Below are 2,525 nucleotides of genomic sequence, written 5' to 3'. Positions count from 1 at the left end.
CCAGTGGCAGGGCGATGATCTCGGCGCGGTGGATGTCGGCGTCCATGCCGCGGGCCATGGCTCCGGCGACCGGCTGCAGGCCGGCGAGCTGGAACGTGGTGCCCGCCGGCAGGTCGTAGCGCTGCGCGATGTTGTCGAAGAACGGTTCGATCGTCTTGAAGTTGTTGAGCACCGTGGTGTCGTCGTTGCCGGCGACACCGATACTGATGAACGCCCGCTGCTGATCAGGGGTGATCGTGCGGGATCTGACGATGTCCTGCGCAGCCTTGCCCGCGGCATCGGTCGGGGTGAAGAACGGGTCGATGACCTGCTGGTTGTTCCGCAGCGCCGACTGTTCGCCCTCCGGAGTGGAGGTGTCGCCGTTGTAGGCGCGCTGCACGACCGTCGGATACTTGGTCAGCAGGTCGTCGACGAATTTCTCGACCTTTGTGCTGATCTGCGGGTCGGTCACCTTGGTGCCGGGCGGGGCGGTGATCAGCAGGATGACGTCGGAGCGGTGATCGCGGCCGAGGGCGGTGTCGGCGACGACCGAACCCTTCGACGACTGCGACGTCGGATCGAACCACCCGCTCTGGCTGAGATGCTTGCTGAGTCCGAGGCCGTAGAGCCCCAGTCCGCCCATCAACACCACCAGGACGGCGATGACGGCGAAGCGCATCCGATAGACGAATGTGCCGATGGCTCCGAACACGCCGAGTCCTTTCTGAAAGTCCGGGGAAGAATTGTCGCAGCGCCTCCTGAGCTCTCCCTGAGGTACTGCTCGTGAGGCCCCCGACGCCTCGCTACTGCGGTTGTGCCACCCGGCTCACCGGAGAAGCGCCGACAGCGGCCGGAACGGCGCCAGCCACGCGCCCTCGTCGGGCAGCGAGTCCAGGCCGATACGCGGTAACGGTTCGCGGAACACACCGGGGATGTCTTCGAGATCGACGAACTCGAGTCCGTCGGTCGTCAACGCCCAGCTGGCGTGCTCGCGGAACCCGATCACGGTGACCGGGACACCGTCGGCGACGATCTCCAACAGTGGTTCCCGGAACGCCTGCCCGTCGGCAGACGCCACGATCAGTCCGGCTAACCCCACAGTGTGCCTGCGCAACTCGATGTGGTCGAGCATGTCGGAGTCGACATCGCTGTCCTCGGACACCTTGGGCTTGGCGAACACGGCGTACCCGACGTTGCGCAAGGCCTCCACCCACGGCCGAACGACATCGGCGCTACCAGGCACGATGTTGGTGAACACCGTCGCCTCGGGTTCCACGGGATGCCCGGCCGCCGAGCCGTCGGCGGCTGTGTCGAGTTCCACGTCGCCGGCCGCGCGTCGACCGGACAGATCGGCTGTGCGGGTCAGCATCCACCGTCCGAGAGCGTCGAAACGTGGGCGGTGCGCCGCGGTCGGCCGACCGCCGAGGATCGCGCCGAGACCCATGTCCATGTTCGGTGCGTCCCACACCAGGAGCGTGCGCGGGGCGCCGCTCTGGCCGGCGATCGTGTCGGCGAATCGACCGCCGGGCGGGGTCGGTGCGGCGTCGTTCATCGATTCTCCTCGGCCCTGGTGGGTGGGTCCTGCGGCGGCTTGACGTAGACGAATTCGTTGACGTCGCGGCCCTCGCGTTCGGCGCGTCCCTCGAACTTCGTCGTCGGACGGCTCAGTGAGATGGGTGTCGGGCGGGTCGCCGGCACCACGTGCGGCGCGGCCGGGTCCTGGGTGGCCAGGATCTCGGCGATCCACTCTGCGTAGTCGGCGTGGTCGGTGGCGATGTGCAGAATCCCGCCATCGACGAGGCGGTCGGCCATCAACTCGACGGTGCCGCGCTGGATGAAGCGGCGTTTGTGGTGGCGGGATTTGGGCCACGGGTCGGGAAAGAAGACCCGGATACCGGTGAGACTGCGCGGCGCGATCAGTTCTCGCAGCACCACCAGTGCGTCACCGCGGATCATCCGGATATTGGTGAGACCGCCCCGATCGATCAGGCCGAGAAGCTGCGCGAGTCCCGGTTTGTAGACCTCGACGGCGACGACGTCGACGTCGGGTTCGGCCTGCGCCATCGCCGCGGTCGAGATCCCGGTACCGCTGCCGACCTCGAGGACCCGCGGCGCGTCCCGGCCGAACGCGGCGGCCATGTCCATCGGCGGCTCCGGCGTCTGATCGACACCGGTGGCCAGATCGCGGCCCAGACGGGGCCACAGGGTTTCCCAATTGCGCTGCTGGTTGGGCGTCAAGGTGCCGCGCCGGAACCGGAAGCTCGTCCCCCGCGGGTACAGCAGCGACCGATCGGCGTACCCACCGGCGGGCTGGTCCCGGATGGATTCACCCTGCTCACGCCCGGTGGGGTCGGCGCCAGGGGGCACCGGTCGGTCAGTGTTCACCGGTCCATCGTGTCCTATCGCCGTGGAGAGGTCATCCTCGACACCCTGGGCCTGTGTATTTCTGTGCCGCACGTCGGGCTTGTCCGGGTTAGGCTGCCAGACCAGGGGAGATGTGGGGGAGAGGTGAATGACCGACCGACGTGGTGAGCTGGCGCGTGTGC

The 2,525-nt window shown here is 67.7% G+C and carries 2 protein-coding genes and 1 pseudogene; all 3 read right to left on the bottom strand.

The genetic code is table 11. The annotated features are described in order from the left end of the window. Window positions 1–691: pseudogene (locus B1964_RS22785) on the bottom strand (RND transporter); the annotation flags it as partial. A 114-nt stretch (window positions 692–805) separates the two neighbouring features. Further along, window positions 806–1,531 (bottom strand): NYN domain-containing protein, encoded by a 726-nt coding sequence (locus B1964_RS22780; protein WP_079931387.1) that lies wholly within the window; start codon window positions 1,529–1,531, stop codon window positions 806–808. Further along, window positions 1,528–2,301, bottom strand: a complete 774-nt coding sequence (trmB, locus tag B1964_RS22775; RefSeq protein ID WP_172398931.1) for a tRNA (guanosine(46)-N7)-methyltransferase TrmB — start codon at window positions 2,299–2,301, stop codon at window positions 1,528–1,530. The genes B1964_RS22780 and trmB overlap by 4 nt, the downstream gene beginning before the upstream one ends. Window positions 2,302–2,525: the final 224 nt, after the last annotated feature.

The organism is Gordonia sp. i37 (genome assembly GCF_002043085.1).
Lineage (GTDB): Bacteria > Actinomycetota > Actinomycetes > Mycobacteriales > Mycobacteriaceae > Gordonia > Gordonia polyisoprenivorans.
The sequence above is the reverse complement of the archived record's forward strand: the minus strand, read 5'-3'. Positions and strand labels throughout refer to the sequence as shown.